Source organism: Salinicoccus kekensis, assembly GCF_900220995.1.
GTDB lineage: Bacteria > Bacillota > Bacilli > Staphylococcales > Salinicoccaceae > Lacicoccus > Lacicoccus kekensis.
Genome location: NZ_OBQF01000006.1, coordinates 127756 through 151322 on the forward strand (window position 1 = coordinate 127756; position 23567 = coordinate 151322).

General features: G+C 49.4%; 28 protein-coding genes. 3 read left to right on the plus strand and 25 right to left on the minus strand.

The features are described 5' to 3' along the window. Positions 1-59 precede the first annotated feature (59 nt). The 6 genes from recQ to CRN96_RS11520 all read right to left on the minus strand — a co-directional run bounded on the left by recQ (position 60) and on the right by CRN96_RS11520 (position 5715). Entirely contained in the window at positions 60-1880 is a 1821-nt protein-coding gene (recQ, locus tag CRN96_RS11495) for a DNA helicase RecQ (protein ID WP_245844676.1), read from the minus strand. Between the two features lie 137 nt (positions 1881-2017). Then, entirely contained in the window at positions 2018-2959 is a 942-nt protein-coding gene (locus CRN96_RS11500) for a 5-oxoprolinase subunit C family protein (protein WP_097042304.1), read from the minus strand. After that, positions 2956-3213 (minus strand): hypothetical protein, encoded by a 258-nt coding sequence (locus tag CRN96_RS11505; protein WP_097042305.1) that lies wholly within the window; start codon positions 3211-3213, stop codon positions 2956-2958. Before CRN96_RS11505 ends, CRN96_RS11500 begins: the two co-directional genes overlap by 4 nt. 18 nt (positions 3214-3231) lie before the next feature. Next, the gene (locus CRN96_RS11510) at positions 3232-3441 is read right to left on the minus strand and encodes a hypothetical protein (RefSeq protein WP_097042307.1); all 210 of its coding nucleotides are present in this window, start codon (positions 3439-3441) and stop codon (positions 3232-3234) included. Between the two features lie 4 nt (positions 3442-3445). Then, complete coding sequence (pabB, locus tag CRN96_RS11515; RefSeq protein ID WP_097042309.1) at positions 3446-5146, minus strand: aminodeoxychorismate synthase component I; 1701 nt, start codon at positions 5144-5146, stop codon at positions 3446-3448. A gap of 2 nt (positions 5147-5148) precedes the next feature. Then, the gene (locus CRN96_RS11520; protein ID WP_245844679.1) at positions 5149-5715 is read right to left on the minus strand and encodes an anthranilate synthase component II; all 567 of its coding nucleotides are present in this window, start codon (positions 5713-5715) and stop codon (positions 5149-5151) included. 208 nt (positions 5716-5923) lie between these two features. Here CRN96_RS11520 and CRN96_RS11525 point away from each other — a divergent pair, with 208 nt between their 5' ends. Beyond that, the gene (locus tag CRN96_RS11525) at positions 5924-6205 is read left to right on the plus strand and encodes a GlsB/YeaQ/YmgE family stress response membrane protein (RefSeq protein ID WP_097042313.1); all 282 of its coding nucleotides are present in this window, start codon (positions 5924-5926) and stop codon (positions 6203-6205) included. A gap of 42 nt (positions 6206-6247) precedes the next feature. Here the strand turns inward: CRN96_RS11525 and CRN96_RS11530 are convergent, their stop codons facing one another. The 3 genes from CRN96_RS11530 to CRN96_RS11540 all read right to left on the minus strand — a co-directional run bounded on the left by CRN96_RS11530 (position 6248) and on the right by CRN96_RS11540 (position 8323). Next, complete coding sequence (locus tag CRN96_RS11530) at positions 6248-6544, minus strand: hypothetical protein (RefSeq protein WP_097042315.1); 297 nt, start codon at positions 6542-6544, stop codon at positions 6248-6250. A gap of 11 nt (positions 6545-6555) precedes the next feature. Beyond that, positions 6556-6843, minus strand: coding sequence for a hypothetical protein (locus CRN96_RS11535; protein WP_097042317.1), 288 nt, complete (start codon positions 6841-6843; stop codon positions 6556-6558). 139 nt (positions 6844-6982) lie between these two features. Then, complete coding sequence (locus CRN96_RS11540; protein ID WP_097042319.1) at positions 6983-8323, minus strand: hemolysin family protein; 1341 nt, start codon at positions 8321-8323, stop codon at positions 6983-6985. Positions 8324-8643: 320 nt separating this feature from the next. On the opposite strand from CRN96_RS11540, the gene CRN96_RS11545 reads away from it, so the two are divergent. Continuing rightward, a complete protein-coding gene (locus tag CRN96_RS11545) occupies positions 8644-9090 on the plus strand; it encodes a MarR family winged helix-turn-helix transcriptional regulator (protein WP_179647209.1) in 447 nt (148 codons plus the stop codon). 15 nt (positions 9091-9105) lie between these two features. Here CRN96_RS11545 and CRN96_RS11550 read toward each other — a convergent pair whose 3' ends face one another. The 9 genes from CRN96_RS11550 to CRN96_RS11590 form a co-directional block, all read right to left on the minus strand. Beyond that, a complete protein-coding gene (locus tag CRN96_RS11550) occupies positions 9106-9957 on the minus strand; it encodes a DegV family protein (protein WP_097042324.1) in 852 nt (283 codons plus the stop codon). Between the two features lie 48 nt (positions 9958-10005). Further along, complete coding sequence (locus tag CRN96_RS11555) at positions 10006-11562, minus strand: amino acid ABC transporter ATP-binding/permease protein (RefSeq protein ID WP_097042326.1); 1557 nt, start codon at positions 11560-11562, stop codon at positions 10006-10008. Next, positions 11562-13127, minus strand: coding sequence for an ATP-binding cassette domain-containing protein (locus tag CRN96_RS11560; RefSeq protein ID WP_097042328.1), 1566 nt, complete (start codon positions 13125-13127; stop codon positions 11562-11564). Before CRN96_RS11560 ends, CRN96_RS11555 begins: the two co-directional genes overlap by 1 nt. A gap of 61 nt (positions 13128-13188) precedes the next feature. Beyond that, on the minus strand, positions 13189-14220 hold the full coding sequence (gene moaA / locus CRN96_RS11565) for a GTP 3',8-cyclase MoaA (protein WP_097042329.1): 1032 nt from the start codon (positions 14218-14220) through the stop codon (positions 13189-13191). An 11-nt stretch (positions 14221-14231) separates the two neighbouring features. Further along, the gene (gene mobA, locus CRN96_RS11570; RefSeq protein ID WP_097042331.1) at positions 14232-14804 is read right to left on the minus strand and encodes a molybdenum cofactor guanylyltransferase; all 573 of its coding nucleotides are present in this window, start codon (positions 14802-14804) and stop codon (positions 14232-14234) included. After that, on the minus strand, positions 14804-15037 hold the full coding sequence (locus tag CRN96_RS11575; RefSeq protein WP_097042334.1) for a MoaD/ThiS family protein: 234 nt from the start codon (positions 15035-15037) through the stop codon (positions 14804-14806). Before CRN96_RS11575 ends, mobA begins: the two co-directional genes overlap by 1 nt. Beyond that, a complete protein-coding gene (locus tag CRN96_RS11580) occupies positions 15034-15483 on the minus strand; it encodes a molybdenum cofactor biosynthesis protein MoaE (protein WP_097042336.1) in 450 nt (149 codons plus the stop codon). The genes CRN96_RS11575 and CRN96_RS11580 overlap by 4 nt, the downstream gene beginning before the upstream one ends. Then, positions 15480-15935, minus strand: a complete 456-nt coding sequence (mobB, locus tag CRN96_RS11585; RefSeq protein ID WP_097042338.1) for a molybdopterin-guanine dinucleotide biosynthesis protein B — start codon at positions 15933-15935, stop codon at positions 15480-15482. The genes CRN96_RS11580 and mobB overlap by 4 nt, the downstream gene beginning before the upstream one ends. Next, positions 15936-17195: a molybdopterin molybdotransferase MoeA gene (locus tag CRN96_RS11590; RefSeq protein ID WP_097042340.1), complete on the minus strand. Its 1260-nt coding sequence runs from the start codon at positions 17193-17195 to the stop codon at positions 15936-15938. Between the two features lie 64 nt (positions 17196-17259). Here CRN96_RS11590 and moaC point away from each other — a divergent pair, with 64 nt between their 5' ends. After that, positions 17260-17739: a cyclic pyranopterin monophosphate synthase MoaC gene (gene moaC / locus CRN96_RS11595; RefSeq protein ID WP_097042342.1), complete on the plus strand. Its 480-nt coding sequence runs from the start codon at positions 17260-17262 to the stop codon at positions 17737-17739. A gap of 320 nt (positions 17740-18059) precedes the next feature. Here moaC and CRN96_RS11600 read toward each other — a convergent pair whose 3' ends face one another. The 7 genes from CRN96_RS11600 to CRN96_RS11630 form a co-directional block, all read right to left on the minus strand. Continuing rightward, positions 18060-18566: a MogA/MoaB family molybdenum cofactor biosynthesis protein gene (locus tag CRN96_RS11600; protein WP_097042344.1), complete on the minus strand. Its 507-nt coding sequence runs from the start codon at positions 18564-18566 to the stop codon at positions 18060-18062. Positions 18567-18576: 10 nt separating this feature from the next. After that, complete coding sequence (locus tag CRN96_RS11605) at positions 18577-19584, minus strand: ThiF family adenylyltransferase (protein ID WP_097042346.1); 1008 nt, start codon at positions 19582-19584, stop codon at positions 18577-18579. Between the two features lie 9 nt (positions 19585-19593). Further along, a complete protein-coding gene (locus CRN96_RS11610) occupies positions 19594-20751 on the minus strand; it encodes a nitrate/nitrite transporter (protein WP_245844683.1) in 1158 nt (385 codons plus the stop codon). 103 nt (positions 20752-20854) lie between these two features. Continuing rightward, a complete protein-coding gene (locus tag CRN96_RS11615) occupies positions 20855-21385 on the minus strand; it encodes a hemerythrin domain-containing protein (protein ID WP_097042351.1) in 531 nt (176 codons plus the stop codon). 17 nt (positions 21386-21402) lie between these two features. Next, positions 21403-22053, minus strand: a complete 651-nt coding sequence (locus CRN96_RS11620; RefSeq protein ID WP_097042354.1) for a response regulator — start codon at positions 22051-22053, stop codon at positions 21403-21405. Further along, positions 22050-23093, minus strand: a complete 1044-nt coding sequence (locus CRN96_RS11625) for a sensor histidine kinase (RefSeq protein WP_097042356.1) — start codon at positions 23091-23093, stop codon at positions 22050-22052. Before CRN96_RS11625 ends, CRN96_RS11620 begins: the two co-directional genes overlap by 4 nt. Further along, positions 23080-23544, minus strand: a complete 465-nt coding sequence (locus CRN96_RS11630) for a GAF domain-containing protein (RefSeq protein WP_097042358.1) — start codon at positions 23542-23544, stop codon at positions 23080-23082. Before CRN96_RS11630 ends, CRN96_RS11625 begins: the two co-directional genes overlap by 14 nt. Positions 23545-23567 lie beyond the last annotated feature (23 nt).

Below are 23567 nucleotides of genomic sequence, written 5' to 3' on the forward strand. Positions count from 1 at the left end.
TGGCTGCATCCATTAAAATGACGATCAATTCATTGGAATTGATCGTCTCTTTTTAATTTTTAAGTGGGGATTCCTCTTTTCCCCTCTATTTTGTAGGCATCCTGTTTTTCCTTATGCTGTTTGATGATCTTCAAAAAGTGCGGGCAGTAGTGCTTCAGCTTATAATTGCCGACGCCGTCGATCTTTATCATGTCCTGTTTGGACACGGGCATCTTTTTGGCAAATTCCTTCAATGTCGCATCAGTGAATATGCTGCCCGGCTCCAGCCCGCGTTTTTTGGCGAGTGCCGCCCTTTTGCCGACAAGCTTCTGATACAATTTCTCATTGGGTGAGGAAGCGGTGGAGATCTCCACTTTTTCTTTGAGCTGCTTGCGGAAAGGCACGGTATGGATATCGGCCTCACCCGAGAGCACTTCACGGCTCCTCTCCACCAGACGGAGATGCTGATCTTCGTGGTGGAGATAGCCGCTCAGGATCAGTTCATCCAGTATATGATGGACTTCCCCGGTCTGGTAACCGGACATGCTGCCGAAATGAGGGGACTGGTCCAAAGCCTCCGCAATGACATCCTCGCTGCGTTCCCCCCTCAGCACCTGGATGATATGTTCTTTGGTCAGGGAGGGGCCGGTGTGACGGACCAGCTCCAGCACTGCCGATGCCTCTTCTTTCATATTGTAGGTGCGTTCTGTGCTCAGACAGTTTCCGCAGCGGCCGCATGACATCACATACTCATCCGCATCAAAATATTTCACCATGAAGCTCATCAGGCATTTCGATGTGCGGTTGTACTGGATCATCTTATCCAGTTTGCTGCGCATATGATCTTTATGCTGTTCGGAGCCATTTGAACGGTCGATGAAAAACTGGTGCAAGTTCACATCCCGCTGACTGGACAGGAGGATGCATTCACTGACCTTGCCATCACGGCCGGCACGGCCGATCTCCTGATAGTAGCTCTCAAGGTCGCCCGGCAGGTTATGATGGATGATGAAGCGGATATCCGGCTTGTCGATCCCCATGCCGAAAGCATTCGTCGCGACGACGACCGGGACGTCACCGGTCAGGAATGCATGCTGGTTTACATCCCGCTCCTTTTTGCCGAGTCCGCCGTGGTAGATCACATTATTTACACCATGGTCGGCCAGGTAGGCGGAAATCTTCTCGACTTCAGCTCTTGTGGCCGCATAGACGATGCCTGAGACATCCCCGCGTCCCTCGATGTAGGACAGTATGAACTGATCCCGCTGATATGTCTTGTTCACCGATAAATGCAGGTTATCCCGCTTTATGCTGGAAAGCACCACATTTTCATCACGGATATCCAGCAGCTCCTGTATGTTCTCCTGCACCTCTTCGGTCGCCGTCGCCGTCAGGGCGACGAAAGCCGCATCCGGTATCAGTGCATTGATCGTCGGGATGACCTCCTGGTAGCTCGGCCTGAAGTCATGCCCCCATTTGGAGATGCAGTGCGCCTCATCAAAGGCGACGAGCGGTATATGCAATTTTCCGACAAACTCGCGGAACTCATCATTGTTGAAGCGTTCGGGTGCCACATATAAAAATTTATACCGGCCTTCGAGCCCCTCCCTCATGATGCGTTCCTCATCTTTTTTCTTCAATGTCGAATTCAAAAATTCCGCAGGAATACCCATCTGCTTAAGGTTACCGACCTGGTCCTTCATCAAGGAGATCAATGGTGATATGACAAGGGTCACGCCTTCAGCCTGCAGGCCCGGCACCTGGAAACACAGTGATTTCCCCGACCCGGTCGGTAAAACGCCGAGAGTGTTCGCGCCGCTGTTGACAGCCTCGATGATTTGACGCTGTTTGGGCCTGAATGTCTTGAATCCAAAGTACTTTTTCAATGTCATCTCTATCATAACTTCATCCCACCGTTTAAAGCCTGATTTTCACAATAATTAATGATATATATTATACATGATTTCCGGGCCCTTTTGTTGGATTAATCATCATTTAAAAAAATAAAAACATCTGGAAATGCTCCAGATGTTCCGCTTTACATTTTTTCCTTGACCAGTTCTTTTGATAATTTATAGTCAATCGCTTTGAAAAGGCTCTTCACCCACAAGTCCTGGGCGTAAAGATTTGCATGTGAGTCACCACAGTCGATCACTTTGAATTTCAGCCTGGATCCTGTCCGCTTCTGCGACAATTTATGCATATGATAAGAAGGTATCGTCCCGATATGTTCAGCCGTCGTCGACTGATTGAAGTCATTCAGTGCAAGTATCGGTGCACCGTCCGCTAGATACAATCCGCCTTTGATGCCGGGATGCACGATGTTGGAAGGTGCCGGAGTGATTTTCTTACCCGTCAGGTGCAGCGACACCCTGTTCTTCTCTTTTGAGACGGTGAATTCCGCATTTTCCAGCATTTCATACACTTCATCGCTCACATCCGGACGCCTGACGATGTGGAAGAGGTCTGAGATGTATATTTCAACGAGTGAGTAAATGTCCACGCCCCAGTTCACCATATTCTTATTGCGCAGCATATTGAACAGTTCGTCATGCCGGACGGTGTAGTCCCGGCACATCACCACTTCATCACCAGATTTCAAGATGTTGGAACCTTCGGCTTCGATGCCGCCCGCCACCGCCAGATAAATCCTGTTGCCTCTCGGGGTATCCACGAATTCCAAAACATCACCGCGGTCGAAAAAGTAAATCCTGTTCGGATGGACCTGCTGGTCATTGCAGCGCCCGACGAATTCTGCACCTGAATATGCGATGATCGTCGGCTCCGTGAACTTGATCGTTGCCGGCCTGACCGTCATCTCGATGGTCAGGTCGTTCGCCGCGTTTCCGACAAGCTGGTTCGCCAGCTGATGTGCAAGTCTGTCACATGCACCGTTATATTCGCTTCCTCTTGATGAAGGTCTTTTATCCAAGCTTTGAACGATTGAAAACAGGCCGCTGTCCTGAATGATTAAACTCACTTTAAAAACCCCTTCTCAATTAGAAAATTGCGTGCTTCCTCCACTACGATATCACAAGGTTCAATCGTATTGTGGGCTTCCATGACCGTCACGGGCTCATACATGAAAGTCAGTGTATGCTCGGTTGTGATCATCTCGTTCAGATATACGTGTTCCGTCTTATTGAATGCATTGTTCAGACGTTCGAGCACCGCTGCCTCAATAACTTCATTCTGCTGATATGTAACTGCACGGTCACCATTGGCAAAAAACATCTTCTTCCCCCCAAAAAATTAATCATTATAGAAAAAGTCCAGTTCCCCGGCTACGAATCCGGTAATATTGGTCATGATGAAATAAACGATCATCATCGCTGCGATCAGACCGACAAAGCCGACCAGTACACCAATCATCTTAAGGTTATTTTCAATTAGATATGTTACGACAAAATGTGTGAATAGTACGATACCGATCAGCAGCAGTATCAGCAAAAAAGTTAACATCTTTTCACCTCTGTATTGTTAGTCTGATCTTCAGCCAACCACGGACACTATTAATCAGATGGATGGAAATCCCGCCTGCTTCGTACTTCTCGATGAAGTCATCCACCGTGTAATCTTTCTCAATGATGTTTCCCTCATCCAACAGGGTCCGCCTCATCACACCGTTCAAAATACCGGTATTTTCAGATGGCGTGAAGTACTCCCCGTCCTCCTGGATGACGAGATTGCCTATATTGAATTCTGTCAGCTGTCGTTTTTCATTATAGTATAAAACGATTTTGAAATCATCGTCCGGTATTGTGTAATGATACCTTACCGTCGTCTTATTCTCAATGAATTCCGGCGCTCCGGACAACGGTTCCTGATGCAGCAGGGCGCGGGAAGTTTCTTCATCCGATATGGACGAATGGGAAATCTCCAGGTTCCCGTGGCGATCCTGCGTCACCCGGAGCTTATACAGGCCGTGCATCAGGCCGCGGGATTCCACATAATGACGGACTTCTCCGATGAAGTCCGCCGGTTTGAATTTAAAATTTTCAGCTGATGACCGGAGACGCGCCGCATGGTGGCCGATACGTGCCACAACTCCGTCCTCAAGCCGCATCGACTCGATCAATTCAAACTGGGCATTTTTCAAAAAAGCCGTCTTCGCGACAATCTCATCATATTCCGAAGCCGGTATGGAATCATATGTGATGCCGCCGCCCGCGCCGTAGACGTATTCCCCACCGTTGACATAAAGTGTCCTGATGGGGACGTTGAAAACCATTTCCCCGCCCGGATACATTATGCCGAGTGTGCCGCAGTAATATTTCCTTTCTGTGGCCTCGAGGGCATTGATGATGTTCATCGTCGAGGTCTTGGGTGCACCGGTGATCGAGCCGCACGGGAACAGTCCTGCCATTATATCGTTGATGCCGACGCCCGCCTTCAGTTCCGCCTCGACGGTGGAGGTCATCTGGAAGACCGTCGCATATTCCTCTATCGTGAAAAGTGCCGGCACGTTCACGCTGTTTTTGGCCGCCACCTTTGAAATGTCATTCCGGAGCAGGTCCACAATCATCACATTTTCCGCCATGTCCTTCTTCGATTCTTCCAAAAACCTGCGGTTCTCCTCATCCTCGGTCCTGCTTCCGCCCCGCGGTGCCGTCCCCTTCATTGGACGCGTCCTGATCGTCCTGCCTGCATCAACTTCAAAGAACAGTTCAGGTGAACAGCTGATGATCTGTTCGTCCCCATATTCGACATACATCGCGTAGTCCCCGTTATTTGCAGACATCAATGTTTCGAATAAAGTGTGCCCGTCCCCGCGGAACTTCCCTTTCAGCCTGGCTGTATAGTTGACCTGGTAGGTGTGGCCGTCGCGGATATATTCCCTGACCTGCTCGATATTTTTAATGATCTCATCACGGGATTGCGTGAACTCCGGCTCGGTCATTTCATAAGATCCGACTTCTCTTGCTGCAAGGAAGGTCTCATGGTCACAGGCATCTTCAAACACGCCGATGATGAACTGCTCACCCTCAGGGGCGAAGGATTCGTACGTGACCGCACTGATCACATAATATCCCTCATTCATATAACCTTCCGCCGCCGTGAGCGCATCCGCAAGACGATGCGTTTTTTCGGTCATCGTCAGCACAGGATCGATGAAGTACAAATCACGGACTCTTGAATTTCTTTTGAATTTCGAATGTACGTGCACTGTCAGGCCTCCAATGCGATATTGATAAAATTGAATAATTGTTTCCTGCCATCCGATGAGAGGATGGCTTCAGGATGATACTGGACCCCGTAGATCGGATACTTCACATGCTGGATCGCCATATTCACGCCATCGTCTGATTTTGCGGTGATCTCGAATTCACTGCTCTCCCCCGCACAAACCAGTGAGTGGTATCGCGTTACGGTCAGCGGCATGCCCACATCCTCAAATATGAATTTCCCCGTATGGGAGATATCGTACGTATGGCCGTGGACCGGTCGTTCCCCGCGGATCACCTTGCCTCCGGTCATATGCCATAACATCTGGTGGCCGAGACAAATGCCGAATATCGGCAGCAGGCCCCAATGCCGCGAGACGAAATCAATCACATCCTGCCGGTCGGCGGGATGTGACGGGCCGGGTGAAATGATGATGCCGATGATGTTTTCCGGCCCGGCGGAGACTTCATGCAAAAGGTCCGGGGTCTTCACCATGATCTCCACGCCATAAGGGTTGGATTCCATGTAATGAACAAGATTATATGTGAATGAATCGTAATTATCTATCATAAGTATTTTCATAATTTTTCAGTGTTTCCTTTTGTTTTTCTACATTTTAGCATATGTTCAAGGATTTTATCGTTTGAAAAGGGCATCCACCCATTTTCAGAATTATTTTAAATATAACAATGACGGTTAAAAGTCCTCTCAAAGGGTATCTTATTTTTAGAGACATCAATAATAAAGTATTCATATTTATTTTAAGGAGGACTTCAAAATGGGTTGGATTATAACTCTAATAGTCGGCGGACTAATCGGCTGGGCTGCAGGAGCAATTTTAGGCAAAGACGTTCCTTTCGGCATTATCGGCAACATCATTGCCGGGCTGGTTGGTGCCTCCATCGGTAACGCACTCGGACTCGGTATCGGACCGGAAATCGGCGGTGTCAGCATCATCGGCGGACTGATCGGTGCCATCATTCTTATTCTTGTGATTTCTTTGATACTCAAAGCATTCAGCAAAGATAAGTCTGCAAAAGATGCCAACAGAAGAAGATAATTTAAAGATGACTAAAACCTGAGGCCAAAAGGCGCTCAGGTTTTATTTGTCCGGAGCGGACTTCGTCTCTTCTATCAGCCAGCGCCTGCGGTCATTCCCGCCGGCAAGCCTTTCCGCCCTGATTTCTTCAAGCTCTTTCCGCATATCTTCATTTTCAAGTAAATAGTTCTCCTGCCTGATCTCTTCAAGTTTTCTCTCTTCCATCATCTTCTGCAGCTGCAGCTTCTCTTTTTCCTGATCGTAGTCTCTGCGTATGCCGTAAAAAGCGACACCAGCCAGACTGACGATTCCAAGGCCGCCGAGACCGACGAGCCCCATGATGACATCAAAAAAACCCATTTCCAAAACACCTACATTTCCTTGTCTTCACTGTCACGGATCAGCCACTTATCTTCTTTTATCCTGTTTTCTTCCTTCAGCGCCCGCTGTTCCTTGATCTGATCGAGCTCAAGGCGCATCTGTTTGTTTTCAAGCAGGTAATTCTCCTGCTTCAGCATCTCCAGTTCCTTCTCTTCCTTCAACTGCTTGATCTTCAGTTTCTCATCCTTTTGATCCGAACCCCTTTTGATCGCATAAAGCGGGATGGAGAAAAAAAGTATGACCGGTACAGTTGCAATCAAAAATTCAAAAAAACCCATAGCCTCACCCCTCATCTATGATTTTACCATTATTCCATCGAAAGATGATCATGAAACGCACAGGGTTGCCTGCGGTATGAGGATTGATACAGATACAAAAAACCGCTGAATGTGATTCAGCGGTTTTCAGGCTATGCCGTTAATTATCTTCATCTTCCTGATCATCATCATGTGCCACATTATAGCCTTTCATAAGTGCGACCAGTTTGATTGTATGATTGTCGGCTTCCAGTACAATCCATTTATCTTTCTCGGTATTGATGTAATCATCAACATCGATATCCGCGTTGATGCTCTGCATCCATCCGCCGATCGTATCGATGTCCTCACTGTTTTCGAACTCGATTCCGAAATCGTCACGGAGGTCGTCAATGAGGACACGCCCGTTGATATGGTAGATGTTGTCCTCGACCTTGACGATATCGGGTTCTTCATCATCATCGAATTCATCACGGATTTCCCCGACGATTTCTTCAAGTATATCCTCCATCGTGATCATCCCGGCGGTGCCGCCGTATTCATCGATGATCAAAGCGATATGCACACGTTCGCGCTGCATTTTGATCAGTGCATCACTGATGCGTGACACTTCGGTGATGAGCGGAATTTCATGTATATAGTTTTCGGGTTCCAGGTTGCTGTTCGATACATGGTTCGTCAAAAATTCACGGACGTTGATGAAACCGATGATCTGGTCCTTATCTCCGCTGTCATCCGTGATCGGATACCTGGTATAGTTATGTTCCTTCACAGCAGCAAGTACATCATCAATCCCGACCGGCTCCGTCAGTGTGATCATCTGGGTCCTCGGGACCATGATATCTTTTGCGAGCCTTTCATCGAATGAAAAGATGTTCTGCATATAAGCGAGTTCCGTCTGATTGATTTCACCACTCTGATAGCTGTTCGTCATGATGATCTTCAGTTCTTCCTCCGAATGCGCCTGCTCAGTGGGCATATCCTTGAAACCGACGAGCCTCAGTAAAAATCTCGAAGTTCCATTCATGGACCAGATGAGCGGCTTCATGATCACTCCGAAGAAATACATCGGCCTTGCGAAAGCCATGGCCATCTTTTCTGCATATTGTATCGCCACAGTCTTTGGGGCGAGTTCCCCGACCACGACATGGATGAATGTGACGATGGCAAAAGCCGCTGCCACGACAAACGGCGTCGTTAAATCTTCAGGTATTCCAATCAGATTGAACAACGGGTGAAGGATCACTTCAAACGTCGACTCACCGATCCACCCGAGTCCAAGTGCCGTCACTGTGATTCCAAGCTGACAGGCCGACAGGTAATAATCGAGCTTCTGTGTCATGGATTTGACCAGGGCAGCTTTCTTGTTCCCTTCATCTATCAGATTATCGAGACGTGACTGTCTCGCCTTCACCAATGAGAATTCAGAACCGACAAACAGCATTGTCAGTAATATTAATAATACGAATAAAGCTAAATTTAATAAGGTTGATATGTCCAAAATGTTCCCTAAAAGGGATTCACCTCCGGTAATTTTTGACCGCGATTGTGCAATATTGAGTCATTGTGAGGGACATAATCATCACTTAACAGCGTAAATAATAAGCCAGCTTTCAAAATTGCCTTCCCAATTGCGGTCACCTCCACCAAAAGTTAATAATTAAGAGTATTTTACCACATATGCAGATGTAAATACTATTAAAGATGAACTTATATTTCAATGGATTTTCAGATGTATATAAACTTATATTGAAATCACATATACTTTTGTCATATAATATGAATAGCAGGCTTTTCAGAGGAAATTAAGGTGGTGTTATGATGGATAATTCAAATTTGGATGATAGACTTTGCTTCAACCTGTACAATATCCAGCGTCGGGTGAACCGCTTCTATTCCGACCATGTATTGCATGACACTGATTTGACATATACACAGTATCTCGTTCTGACACTTCTGTGGCAGCATGAGAAGCTCAACTTGAAATCTGTTGCAGAACTGCTGCAGCTGGATAACGCAACAGTCTCCCCTTTGGTCAAACGCATCGAATCCGCGGGCTATGTGAAACGCGAGAAGGATATTTATGATCAAAGGCATGTATACATCACAGCAACCGAGGCAGGGAAAGAGCTGGAGGAGAAGATCGGCAGGCGGCACACCTTGTTCATCGATAATCTGTCTCTCGAAGCAGATGAAATCCAGGGCCTTCTGGATACATTGAAGCAGATCGACTCGAATTTAAATAAATTAAAAACCACTCAGCATTGAGCTGAGTGGTTTTTTTCATCTGCCCTTGATCAGTCCGAAAGCGATTGTCCCGTGTCCCACATGCACACCTGCCACTGTGACGAGGGGCTCAAAGACAAGCTTCAAGTCCGGCAGAGCCTCACGGACTGCCTTTTCCCATTCATCTGCAAGCGACCGGTCCCCTGCATAGACGACGGCAAGCGTCTCGAGTCCATCTTTCTTCATATGGCCCTCCAGCACTTCCAGCATATGGGAACCCATCTTCTTCTTCGTCCTCACTTTATGGCCCACCACGACTTTGCCGTCTTCGAACTTGAGCTGCAGCTGCACTTTGAGTAAAGAGGCAAGCATCGACTGGGAAGCTGACACCCGGCCGCTCTTCTTCAGTTGTGAAAAGCTGTGCGGCAGCAGGTACAGCTGTGAATTCCTGATGATTTCATTGATCTCCGCTTCAACTTCTTCCAGACTTTCACCGTTCCTGCGGCCTTCAACAGCACGGGCCACCATCTGCCCCATCGGGTAGCTCCCGAATTTGGAATCGATGACCGTGACCGGTTTCTCAATCTCTTCCGAGACGCTGAGCGCACTCTGATATGTGCCGGTCAGCTCACTTGATGCATGGATTGAAATGATGGAATCATATTCATCATTTTCTTCAATCTCATTGAAGATTTCCATGAATTCACCGATGGTCGGCTGCGATGTTTTCGCGCCTTCACCGCTCTCTTTCAATAATTCATATATTTCAGCCACGGACTTGTCAAGACCTTCCTTGTAGGCGATCCCTTCAACGATCACTGACATCGGCAGCACTTTGATGTCGTGTTCATCAATGAAGGACTGTTCCAGCCCGGCTGCCGAGTCCGTTACGATAGCGTATTTTTTCATGGTGACCCTCCTTTTTATCCTGTTAAGTGTAGCATGGCGCAGGGTCCCCTACAAATATTCCGCAAAGCGCCTCACCGCTTCGGCAGTGGCGCCCCCGCGGGCCATGAGCTCACCATAACCGCCGCTTTCGATGATGCGGCCGGCCTCCATGAAATGGATGACATCGAATTGGTCCAGATGGGACAGATCGTGTGTGCTGATGATCACTGTAGGTGTGTTGAATATCTTCCGCCACACTTTTTCCTGCAGCTCGCGGTTCAGCTTGGCCGAAGGTTCGTCCAGCACCCACCAGTCCTTATCTTCAAGGATCATACGGATCAGATGCAGCCGTTTCTTCTCCCCGCCGGATAATTGTCCGGTGAAGTAGATGAAATCATCCAGCTTGAAATGTTCAAGCTCAAACCCGGCAAGCAGGTGCTCCATCTCCACATCGGAAGATTCGAAGTGGCCGAACATCGTCAGGTTATCCCGTATGGTCGCGTTGTAGAAATCAAGATGCTGGGGCATGACGGCCATATCCTTCTGCCCGATGATCTGATTGAGCAGGGTGGTCTTGCCCGAGCCGCTGCTGCCGATGATGGCATGCTTCTCGCCGGGATCCACGGTGATGTCCACATCGGACAACGCCTCATATGCACCGGCAGGATATTTGTAGGAAACATTTTCAAGCGTGATGCCTTCGTCCGAAATCTTCCTGCCGTCAGCCGCACCAGGAGCCGGACGTTCAATCTCGCCGACTTTCCTGTGCGTGTTGAAGAAGCGGCCCGCCGGTTCGACGACCGGGGTCAGCACTTCAAAATAGCTGATGACGAGCAGGATCAGCATAGGGATCAGGAATACCTCATCATTCTGCATGAGGAAGATGATCAGGACGATGGTGCCAATCTGTGCAAGCCCCGTGAGGAGCTCGATGACCGCCTCTTTCAGGCTCTCCTTGTTTTTATTGCGCCTTATCGAATCCAGCTGCCCGGAAATTTCGCTCTGCACCGCCTTATCCTTATTGTCGATGAAAAGGTCGGTGAAACCGTGGATGAACTGGTAAGTCTTCAAAAAAGCGTTTTGATCGAGCGTCCTGTAATCTGCATCGATTTTTTCATGCCATATACTGAATATGAGTGGGAAAAATACGAGCATGATGAGTGAGAGCACCAATGCCGTGATCACGATCTGCACATCAATCAGCCCCGCCAGCAGGATGACGAATACCGATACGAGCGCCGCCGTGATATACGGATAGATGATCGTGATGTAATAATCCTCGATGTCCTCGAAATACCTGCTCAACGTCTGGATGAACCTGACGCTGTGCATATCTTCATCACTGTTCAGCGATGATTCGAAGTAGCGCGAGCGCATCCTTGAAATCAGCTTGAACGTGGAGTTGTGTGATAAGAGCCGCTCCAAATATTTCAGTCCGCCCTTCGCCATGCCGAACAGTTTGATTACGGCAATGATGAAGAGGATGACGAATATCGGCGGTTCAAAGAAGCTCAGGCTGATCATATAACCGCTCAACGCAAAAATCGAAATGCCGATCAGGCTGCCGATCACCCCGAGGATGATGCTGTAGATGATGTGTTTTTTTTCATTTTTGAGATAGCTCATCAAATATCACCTCTTCTGATCTGTCCATTTTCGAGATGATGGTGGGTGTCGCTGATGCCGAGGAGCCTCCTGCGGTGCACGACCGCAATGATGGTCGAAAACGCCTTGAACCCTTCCAGATACTTGAGTATCAGGCTTTCAGTCTCCGCATCGAGAAACTCCGTCGGTTCATCCATCACGATGATGTGAGGCCGCTTCAACAGCACCCTTGCGATTTTCAGCCGGACGATCTCCCCCCCTGAAAAAGGCACGTTGTTGTTGATGATCGGCGTATGGATGCCTTCCTTCAGCTTTGAGACGCTTCCCGCAAGCTTCAGATCTTCGAGTATCCCGATGACCGCCTCTTCAGATGCAGCCCCGTCCGAAAGGTATTCATATAAGGTGCTGTCATTGAAATAAATATCATCTGAAATATAGCCGATGTCATACGAGGCCACCCTGACCTCACCTGCAAGCGGCGGCATCAGGCCGACAATCGACCGGAGCAGTGTCGTCTTGCCCCCGCCGGAAGGACCGGTGATGGCGTTGATGGTATTCGGTTCGAATCCAATATTGACGTCCCGGATCAGTGTATTGTCCGGAAAGCCGATTTCCACGTCACGGAGCGCCACCGCAGCCCCGTCGTTCGTAGGCGTCCTGTATTCCGGTGCCTGGCCCGGCTGCTTGAGCCATTCGTTGATCTTATCCTTGTGGCCCCTTGCCAGCTGGCCGTTATGGAATTCCACCCCGAGCACCTTCAGGGCATTGTAGAATTCCGGTGCAAGCAGCAGGGTGAAGAATGCCGCATAAAATGTTATGTTCTCAAAGAAGATGATCTGAAGTCCCAACTCGAGCGCCACCAGACCGATGCCGAGTATGGTGATGAACTCGAGCATCAATGAGGACTGGAATGCGAATTTCAGGATCTTCATCGTCTGGGAGACGAAATCTTCATTATTCTCATCAAGCTTTGCACTGACCGTGCCGTCTGAACCGGTGTTGCGCACCGTATCCTTGCCCCGCACCAGGTTCAGAAACAATGTGCCCATATCATCGAACTGGGAGGCCTGCCTGTAGGCCTCGTCCCTTGTCTGAAGGCCGACCAGCACGTAATAAAGCGGCACGAAAGGCGCCGTCAAAAGCAGTATGATGGCGGCGTTCATATGGACGAAGAACAAAGCGATGATGATGACAATGAGCTTCACCATCGTATTCACGATAGTCGGGATGAAGACACTCTCAAAAGGACGGTACTTCTCCATATGTATGAAGAGTGCGTTCAAAAAAGATTCCGACTTTTTATTCGTCGTATCGTCCACCCGCTGAAGCAGACGGTCGCCGAGCGATGCCATGCGCGAATTCGCCACGTATGCCGTGACATACTTGTAGATGGCCCGCATTGAGACGAACGCTGCAAAAAATACAAGCATCCAGATGAGATGCTCCATCGGCAGCACTTGATCACCGACGATGAAATCGGACAAGATCAGTGAAAGATGATGTCCGAAAAGAATATAAAATATGACGATCATCAAAGATATGACCGCAAATGAAATCAACCATTTCCTAGGGTATTCCAACTTCATCTATAACGCTTCCCAATAAAAAATTTGAAAAAAACGTGAAGGTGCCCTTCACGTTTCTCTCCTATCCACCTATATAACTCATATTGATCTTCTTGCGTGCATTCCTGCTCTCTTCGGTGATTTCGGTCCTGATCTCGGAATAGCGGTCGTCACGCTCATTCCATACACCTGTGAGTATATCCGTCAGCTCATCATCATCGATGCCCTGGCGCATCAGCGTCTTGATGTCGAAACCGTCGACTGCGAACAGGCAGCCGTAGAACTTGCCGTCCGATGATAATCTTGCACGTGTGCATGTCGAACAGAAACTCTCGGATACGCTTGTGATGAATCCTATATAGGATTCCGCATCCTTATGGCGGTAGACTTTGGCCACTTCACCGTAATACTTCGGGTTGAGCGGTTCAAGGTCGAACTCACCCTCAGCTTCAAGCATCTCCATTATTTCCTTTTTGGTGATCACTTTATCGAAGTTCCAGCCGTTGTCGTTGCCGACGTCCATGAACTCGATGAAACGGAGTGTGATGCCGTCAAGATCTTTGAAGTACCGCGTCATCGGCACGATTTCGTGGTCGTTCAGACCTTTCTGGACCACCATGTTGATCTTGATTTCAAATCCGATGGACTGTGCATATTTGATCTGTTCCAGTATCCTCGATGTGCCGATGCCCCGGTCATTGATCTGACCGAACAGTTCATCATCAAGGGCGTCCAGACTGATGTTCAGCCTGCGCAGCCCGGCATCATATAATTTCTGGCCGTGTTTTTTAAGCAGCAGGCCGTTAGTCGTCAGCCCGATGTCTTCAATGCCTCCGATTCCGTTGAGTGTTGCAATCAGCTCATGCAGATCTTTACGGAGCAAAGGTTCACCACCGGTGATGCGAAGTTTTTTAACGCCCATGCCTGCATATATTCTGGCAATCCTCTCAAGCTCTTCAAAGGACAGCAGCTGGTCCCTTTTCATGAACTCGAAGTCATCGCCGAAAATTTCCTTAGGCATGCAGTAGCGGCATCTGAAATTACATCTGTCCGTGACAGAAATCCGGAGGTCCCTGATCGGTCTTCCGAATTTGTCTGTAATTTGCTGGGTCATAGCATCCCTCCTCATTCTATATCTGTTTTATAATTTATATTCCTGAATATGTCCGGACTTTCCCCGGTTTCCCGGATATCCAGCACACTCACATCCTGATTTTCAAAAAACGCCTTGAAGCTCAGCTTTTTCGACTGCAGCTGGTGCTCCAGGTCACTCTTGAGTGCTGCACCCTGAAAGATTCCGATCGTCGGGTGCAGCTTCTCGCCTTCCGCTGAAACGATGATGCGTTCCGGTTCAGCGGCCGCCCTCTCATGGAGGGTTTTCAGCCATTCCGTCGAAACGAACGGTGTATCGCATGATATGATCAGGAGCCTGTCCTCAGGAAAGGCTTTCCTGACCGCATAAAGACCCCCGAGCGGCCCGTGGTCTTCGTATTTCTCATCGTCGACAACAGTCCTGCCGTCGATATGCGGCTCAAGTGTCTTATTGGTGCTGACGATGATTTCATCACACAGCCCGGATGCCTCTAGGCGGTCATGGACATGCTCGTACATCTTCCTGCCGTCGAATTCATACAAACTCTTCTGTTCGCCGAACCGGGTGGACTTCCCCCCGGCAAGGACGACGCCGACCGTCTTCATCAGCCGCCGCTCACAGGCGGGATCAGCGCGATCGTGTCTCCGCTCGTCAAAGTATGATTGTCCTTGACGAATGCTTCGTTGCTCGCCACCTGGAATACTTCACCTTCAAGCGATGGATAATCTGCGTAAATACGCGCTTTAAGGTCAGACACTTTCATCGAGCCTTCTGTTTCCAGCTCGATCACCTGGTTGCCCGCCTTTTCTTTCAGCCCGGCAAAAAGCATCACTTTCATGATTCATTCTCCTTTACACTGGAATGATAGTGGCGTGAATCCCCGATCCATTCCTCACCATCAGACCATATTTCTTTTTTCCAAATTGGAACGATTTCCTTCAGGCGTTCGACTGCATACTCGTTTGCCCTGTAGCTGTCCGCCCTGTGCGGCGAACTCGTTGCGATGACAACCGCAATATCGGAGATGTCGAGCTTGCCGATGCGGTGCCCGATCGAAGTCAGTACACCAGGCCAGCGCTCGGAAATCTCATCCCCGATTTGGGCGAGCATTTTTTCAGCCATCGGAATATATGCCTCATATTCCAGATATATGGTTTGGGTGCCTTTAGTCCATTCCCTGACGTGTCCGGTGAATGTACATATCGCACCTTGCTTTTCGTTTAATACGAACTTGTGGTAAGCCGTGGGTTCGAGTGGTGTCTCCACTACTTCAAACTGTTTCATTCATCCTTACTCCATTCTTTGAACCAAGTCATGATATACTCCTCATCATAACGTATATCAAACGTTTTTAACACATTCCGAAGACTGATATTAGTTAACTTTGTGTGACCACTTTTAAAGGAATATTCCATGAATACCTTTGGATAGTCCTCTTCTTTATAGCCTTCAATCAGAATAAACTCCACCCTGTCCGATAAGCTTTCAATCTGCGCATGAAGGTCCGGGGCTTTATTTTCAACGGTCATCACCGTGCCCGGTGTATTGAGCAGGGTGACGTCCGCTCCGCTTCTGATGAATTTCCCAGTATCGGTGCCCGCGTCATGCACTTCGTCGCGGTGATGATGCTTGATGACCGCAACCTTGCGGCCCTCTGCCTTCAAGTATTCGACCATGCGGTTGACCGTGGTCGTTTTACCGCTGTTTTTAAAGCCTGTGACCTGCAGTATCTTCATCTACTTCACTCCGAAATTGTCCGAACCCGAGGTCACATCCGTCATCATTACCTTGACCGCGTCACCTTTTTCAAAGCCGCGTGTTCCGCCTGGCAGGACGATGACGCCGTTGCTTTTCGCAATCGATGTCACGGCGTTCGACTTGTTGAAGCCGGATGGCTTCGCATAGACTTTGCCGTCCACATAGTGGATCTCCGCCCGTATGAAGCGGGTGAACGGGTTCGGTTTTGTGAAATCCTCATCCAGTTCAGCATCGATGAACGGTGCATAGACCTTCTCCGAAGACATCATCGCCTGGATTGCCGGGCGGACGAACAACTCGAATCCGGAATAGCAGGCGGAAGGGTTGCCGCTCAGACCGAACAGCATCTTGTCACCGAGCCTGCTCACCGTGGTCACACTGCCCGGCCGCATGGCGACTTTGTTGAAGAGCACTTCGGCACCGAGCTTGTCGTATATTTTAGGGAGAAGGTCATAATCGCCGACGGAAACACCGCCCGTCGTGATGATGATGTCCACTTCCTCGAGCATATCATTGATGTTCTCATACAGTGTTTCCAGGTCGTCACTCTGCAGATGATATCTCTTCCCTTCGATGCCTGCACGCTTCAGCTGGGCGAGGATCATCGGTGAGTTCGAGTTTCTTATTTTACCACGAACGAGGGGTTCATTGACATCAAGCAGCTCACTGCCGGTCGATAATACGCCGACTTCAGGCTTTTTGAACACTTCGACTTCGCTGTAGCCGAATGTCGCAAGCACTGCGACCGTCCCCGGGTTGATCAAGGCGCCTTTTTCGAGGATGACGTCCCCTTTTTTGGACTCCTCGCCCTGCACCGCGATGTTGTCGCCGGACGTGAAAGTTTTACGTACTGTGAAGCCATCCTCCGTCTCCTTCGCCTGTTCGAACATGACCACCGTATCCGCACTCTCCGGAATTTCGGCACCGGTCATGATGCGGAACGCTTCATTCGGCTGCAGCTCATAATCGCTTGTGGAACCCGCAGGCACCTCTTCGACCACTTTGAAAGGGATGCGGTTGTCCCCGCTCGCCCCTTCGGAATCACGCGCCCGGATGGCAAAGCCGTCCATCGCGGATTTTGTGAACAGGGGTACATCATGTGTTGCGACCAGGTCATTGGCAAGGATCCGGTCATGCGCATCAAGGTATGACACGGTTTCTGTATCCATCAGCGTTATGTTCTCCAAAACTAATGCCACTGCATCGTTTACGGGTATTGGTTTTCTATTCAAAGACATTGGATCTCCTACTTTCCAAAAACTTTTTCTGTTATACTCTATTGTACTAGAAAGGATGGTTGGAATGGCAGAATTTACTCATTTTAACGAAGAAGGACGCGCCAAAATGGTCGACGTCTCAAATAAGGAAGTGTCGGTCAGGATCGCGAAGGCCCAGTGTTCGGTCGAAGTGACCGAAGAAATCTACACCGCGATCACGGAAGGCCAGATCAAAAAGGGCGACGTGCTTTCCGTCGCCCAGATCGCAGGCATCATGGCTGCAAAAAATACACACCAGATCATCCCGATGTGCCACCCCCTGTCATTATCCGGAGTGGATATCTCATTCAGATGGGACACGGAGAAAGGAATCTTCCTGAACATCGTCACGGAAGTGAAGACCAAAGGCCAGACCGGCGTCGAGATGGAAGCCCTGACGGCGGCAAGCGCTGCAGCCCTCACGGTCTATGATATGTGCAAGGCACTCGATAAGGGCATGGTCATCCATGAGACGAAACTCGTCTCGAAGTCCGGCGGCAAATCCGGGGATTATGTTGCGGAATAAAGGTATTGTATGATCGGCTGCTCATTCGTCATTGAAATATATGATGAGTGAGCAGTTTTATGTGCCGTCTGCTCATTCACGAGGATTTCCGAGGCTGAGTAAGCAGATATTTGCGCCGACTGCTCATTCACAGTGATTTCCGAGGCTGAGTAAGCAGATTTTTACGCAGGCTGCTCATTCACGATGATTTCTGAAGCTGAATAAGCAGGTTTTGACGCAGCCTGCTCATTCAGAAGGGTTTCCACCTCCAAATGAGCAGCGCCCCACCTGTATCAACCCACAAAAAATCCGCCCACACGGATGCAGGCGGAATTCTTCGATCAGTTTTCCTTCGTCACTTCAAAGACGAGGTGGTTCAGCTCGGGCACGACGAGTTTTTCCATCGCAAGCTTCACCGCACCGCTCGAACCGGGCATCGAGATGATGACCTGGCTGCCATGGGTGCCGGCGACGGCTCTGGATAAAATGCTTCTCGAGCCGATGTCTTCCGTATAGCTCAGCATCCGGAAAATTTCACCGAATCCTTCAACTTCCTTATCGAAAAATGTGCGCACAGCCTCGATCGTCACGTCCCTTGCTGCGATGCCGGTGCCGCCTGTAGTGATGACGGCATCCACGCCGGCTTCGAGCATGCCGGTCACCGCCTCTTTGATCGAAGCTTCGTCATCCTTGACGATTGTATAATGTTCTTCTTTCACCACTGTATTGATTTCTGCCAGGTATTCCTGCACCAGCCTGCCGCCTTTGTCGGTCTCCACCGTCCTTGTGTCACTCACGGTGATCACGGCGACATTGATGTCACGGTCAATCCTCTCCACTATGCTCATGTCAACTCTCCTATCCGAATAATTGATTCACGATCGTCCGGGCTTTATTGGTCTGGTCTGCACCATGGATCAATAAACGCCCGTTGTTGAAACTGACGATGCGGTAGTCATCATATCTGAATTCCACGAAATAAGGTGTTTCATGCATCGGTATGTTCCGGTCATTCAACGCCCCGACGACGATTTCCTGCGTCAGCCGTTCATCGATGTACTGGACCGTATCCCGGCCGCACAGGCGCATCGACATGTTTGAGACATCACTGACTTCAAGCTCCGGATATTCATGCGTGCCGCACGTTGCACACGCTTCTTCCTTCATGCCGTCAATCTTGAACTTCATATGGTCCATATCCCACACGTTGCCCATGCGCATATGGAACGGGGCACTGAACTGATCTGTCATGATCTTGAACGCCGTCGTCACCTGTTCCGACACCGCCATATGGACCGCCGGGGAAATGACACCCACGGTGTCGCATGTCAGGGTGGTCGTCGGCAGCACTGGCACCAGGCATCTGTAGCACGGCGTCACACCCGGCACAAAACCGCAGCTCGAGTATGAAGCTTCGACACATGCGGCATACACCCACGGCGTGCCGGTCTTGAATGCCACATCGTTGATGAGCATGCGTGTATCGAAGTTATCCGTGCCGTCCAGTATCAGGTCCGCTTCCTTGGCAAGGGATTCCAGCAGCAGCGCATCCGCATGGGCGATATGCGTGTCGATTTCGATATCGCTCCGGATATCCTTCAGCCGCTCCGCCCCCGCGATCACTTTCGGGATTTTGGCGTTGGCATCATCTTCGGTGAAGAGCGTCTGCCTCTGCAGGTTCGACAGCTCCACATAATCCCGGTCCACCAGTATGAGTTTCTTCACACCGGCACGCGCCAGCATTTCGCTTGAAAGCGAACCAAGCGCCCCCGTCCCGACGATGAGTACCGTCCGGGACTGGATGAGGCGCTGACCTTCACTGCCTATTTTATTGAATAAAGTCTGTCTTGAATATCGGTTCATCATCTTCACTCTCTAAATAGCATTTGCCTTAACTTTACTACGCAAATACAACATTGTAAACAAAGCGAGCACACAGGCACCGGTCAAAAGGTGGAATGCGAGCATATATGTGCCCGTCGCTTCGAATGTCGACTGCATGACGAGCGGCGGGAAAAATCCCCCGAGTCCGCCCATCATCGCAACGAATCCGTTGGCGATGCCCGCCTGGTTCGAGAAGTACATCGGGACGAATTTGAACACGAGGCCGTTGCCGATGCCTGCAAACACCGAGGTCAATAAACAGCCGATCGTGAACATGATCAGGCTCTCGTAGGTGAATGACAGGAGCAGCCCTGAGAGTGTCAGCCCGATGAAGCTCACTATGACCATCGTGATCGGGTCGAATTTATCACCGAGCAGCCCGCCGACAGGCCTGAGGAGTGTCGCAATCACGATGAAACCCGCTGTCCTGAAACCGGCATCCGCCGTGGATAAGTCGAAAAAGGTGACGAGGAAGTTCGGCAGGAAGATGCCGAATGCAACGAATACGCCGAAAGTGATGAAGTACCAGTAATTCAGGAAATAGAAGCGGTAGTCGGACATCGCTTCCCTGAACTGCTTGCCGAGGGGCAGATTGACTTTCTTTTCACTTCTGTCCCCGAGGAAGAACTGAAGAAGCGCAAACAATGCGAGCACGATGAGGTAAGTCTGCACAGCCGCCTGCCAGCCGCCGAGCATGCCTGCGAGCACAGGTGCACCGAAACTCGTCACTGCGGTACCGATGTTCCCCATGCCGTAGACGCCGTTGACGAAGCCGTGCTTGTTCTTATCATAATACTTCGGCAGTGCGGTGACACCGATGCTGAATGTCGCGCCCCCGATACCTAAGAATACGGCGGCGATGATCAGGTCGGTGGTCGTTGTGGCCAAACTCAAATAAAAGACCGGGATGATCAGGAATATGAAACTCGCCAAAAATACAATCCTTGCCCCGATCTTGTTCGTCATGATGCTGAAAGGAATCCTGAGTATTGAACCGAGGATGGTCGGCAGCGCGACGATCAACGCCTGGTGCGCGGCAGCTTCCGGGATGTCCTTCACAATTTCCGGAAATAACGGTGCAAGCAGCGTCCATACCATGAACCCGACCAATAAGCTGAATGTCTGAAGTAATAACTGTTTTTTCCCCATGGTTTCTGACATGCAATCAACCTCACTAGTTTGTGATTTTATTTACATATTCATTATAAATCGTCCCATGCAACGTTGTAAGAGGGAAATCCCTAAATGTCGTTCAGTCCACTATCAGAGTATTGACCTGCTCGAGCAGCACTTCTTCGTCTATCTTCTTCAACATCTTTTCAGCCATATCGAACAGCACCGCTTCTTCCTTGACCATATGTACCATCAAAACCTCATATGCCTCCATCGTATCCTTCACCATGTCATGCATCGTACCGACATCCATCTCTGTGGACACCTGTTCGGAATGGTGCAGGAAGTGGTCGATGTAGGCATCGATTTCCGCATGTTCCTCCTCGATCGACAGGATCGGTCCCTGTTCATAGCCGATGTAGACCCCGAGCATCGGAAAGAAATATTTCTCCTCTTTTTCCTGATGCTTTTTCAAAGGGCCGCGGAACGCTTTCAATTTCTCCCGGATTTCTTTTATGGCCATCATGCCTTCGAGGCGGCTGTAGACATCGCCATTTTCGAACTTCAGGACGAACTGGAACCATTCGTTCATCAGATGGCGGATGTAGTGGTGTTCATTTTCCAATATACGGAGTGCCTTTATTTTGTATTTGAATTCATTTGCCTGCATAATCTCATCACCTAACATCAAATATCGAACAGTTTTTTCTTCACCGCATATTCCACGAGTTCCGGCCTGGAACCGAGGTCCAGCTTATCCATGATCCTCGATTTGTGCGCTTCGACGGTTTTGACCGAAATGAACAGCATTTCAGCGATGTCTTTATTGCCGTATCCTTTGGCGACAAGCGGAAGTATCTCCAGTTCCCGCTGCGTCAATATGTTGAACGGTTCTTTGTCATGCTCCGGTATTTCATCAGTGGCGAGGAATTTCTCGAATGATTCGTTCATCAGGACGGGATCGATGTAGCGCTCACCTTTGGCAACGGTCCTGATGGCTTTGATCAGTTCATCGTCCGGTGAGTTCTTCAAAATATATCCGAGCGCGCCGCTTTTGAATGTATGCGTGATATACTCCTCGTCGTCATACATCGTAAGTATCAATATTTTCACTTCCGGGAATACATCGTGTATCTTGCTTGCTGCGAACAATCCGGATTCCCCCGGCGGCATGCTTAAATCCAGCAGCAGGACATCCGGGGAAAGTTCTTTGACTTTCTCGAATGCCTGTCTGCCGTCAGCGGCCGTCCCGATCACTTCCATGTCTTCCTGATAATTCAGGAGCATGGTGAAACCCGTCCTCACCACGGCATGATCATCTGCTATTACAAGTTTCATACGATCCTCTCCCCAACAGGAATGTATCCTTCGACTTTGGTGCCCCTGCCCGGCTCACTGTCTATATTCAGTTCACCGTCCACGCTGCTGATCCGCTCATGCATGCCGAAGAGGCCGAGCCCGGAACCTTTAGGTTCAGCTCCCATCAGGAAACCGGCACCTTCATCCTCGATTTCAAAATGGATTTCAATGCCGTTATAGGAGCCCGCTTCCTTCAGGTTCACCATGATTTCATCACTGCCGGAATATTTGACGGCATTGAATGCCGCTTCCTGGATGATGCGGTAGATGACCGTTTCAATCTCCGGACGGTATCTTTTCTTGTTCAGGTTAGTGTTGAAATCGACCAGTATGCCGTACTGCTTCTGAAGCCATTTGAAGTGGGTTTTCAAAGCAGCTTCAACCCCCAGATCATCCAGGCTCGCAGGCCGCAGCTCAACAGAGATGTTCCGGATGTAGTCCAGCAGATGGCTGAGCATCTCTTCGGAGTCCTCGATCTTTTCATCCAGTTCTTCCCTGTCCTTGGTGTATTTGAACAGCCTCATCTCGAGCAGCACATTCAAAAGTTCCTGTGTGACCCCGTCGTGTAGATCCCTCGAAATCCGCTTACGCTCATTTTCCTGTGCCTGGATGATCCGCTGAGTCAGCAATTTCTGATGTTCGAACTCCTGCTGCTTCATCAATTCTGAAAGCGGATTCAAAGTAAAGACGCTGATGTTGTTTTCCGGATCGATCTGCTGGAAATTGGCGATATATGTGACCCTCTTACCGTAACGTGTGCGCATATACACCTGGAAAGTCAGTTTTTCTTTGCTCATCAAAAAGCAGGTCGTGCAGTCCGGGTCCCCGCTGGCTGCCATACCCATGCAATGGCCGCATATATTGATGAACTGATTGCGGTCATAGTCACTTAAGTCCAATGTTTTTTCAGCTTCTGCATTCATATAGACGATTTCACCATGCCGGTCGACGAAAAGGATCATCTCTTTCGACTGGTGGAACATCGCCTCGAGGAGCGATGTCAGATCATGTGTTTTCATACAGCATCAACTCTTTTAAAAGTTCTATTCGCAAATCTTTTTCAACATCCGCCTTGAGGGCCTCGTATTCTGCTTCACTGATGTGCCTCGGCGCTCTGTCACCCAGGACGACAAGCCCCATGACGACTTCATCATTATTCCAGATCGGTATCGCAACGAAACCCTGGATATTTTCAAAATAAAGGATCGGGAAGCGGAAAAGCTCTTCCGGATTATAAATTTTGGAAACATCCTGGACTACGAGTGATTTACCGGTTTTCAAAACGACCCCCGGCAGTCCCGTCCCTTTTCTGAGCTCCATCCTTTTCCAGCGCTGACTGTCACTTCCGAGTACATACTTCCACTTGAAGGTGGAATTCCCCCGGTTGTTGATCATGCCGGTCAATGCGACGATCGCGAAATCATGTTTCTTCTGTAATCTTTGTAATACACCTTTGACTGATTGATTCATAGAACCCCCACCAATCCCGATCT